A 654-nucleotide genomic window follows, 5' to 3' on the forward strand; every position below is an offset into this window, starting at 1 on the left:
AGCGGCGGCGGCCCAGGTCCGGGCAGCGCTGGCGGCGATCGACGACCGGAACACCGACAGCGCCGGGGATCCCGGCGCCGTGCTGGCATGAAGGCCGTGCTTACGTGAAGGATGACACCGACCGGACAGGGGGAGCACCTGCCATGACGCAGCAGCAACCGGCCGCGCCGATGTGGGAGCGCGAGTTCCACGTGGGCTCGGCCGAGGAAACGCAGGCGCTCGCCGCCCGGCTGGGCAGGATTTTGCGGGCAGGCGACCTGGTGGTGCTCAGCGGCGGGCTGGGGGCGGGCAAGACCACCTTCACCCAGGGGCTGGGAGAAGGACTCGGTGTCCGTCCCGGCATCATTTCCCCCACCTTCGTGCTGGTCCGCAGCCACCCCAGCATGAACGGCGGGCCGGATTTGGTCCACGTAGATGCCTACCGGCTGCAGTCGGACGGGGAGATCGACGACATCGACCTGGAAAACACCATGGACCAGGCCGTGACCGTGGTCGAGTGGGGCCGCGGCCGGGTGGAGCACCTCTCCGAGAGCTGGCTGGACATTTCGCTGGTCCGGGCCACCGGGGCAGACCTGGCGAACCGGCCAGCCGAGGGAGCGCAGGACGGGCCGCTGGGTGCGGCACCGGGTGCCGCCGTGCCGGGCGACGCCGCCG

Annotated in this window: 1 protein-coding gene; it reads left to right on the forward strand. The window is 71.6% G+C overall.

From position 1 onward, the window contains the following. Nucleotides 1–143: 143 nt before the first annotated feature. Nucleotides 144–654: tRNA (adenosine(37)-N6)-threonylcarbamoyltransferase complex ATPase subunit type 1 TsaE (gene tsaE / locus AC5RUJ_RS17890; protein ID WP_494156470.1), on the forward strand; the 511-nt coding region annotated here is incomplete at its 3' end.

The sequence above is a fragment of the Arthrobacter sp. Y3223164 genome, from assembly GCF_059091005.1.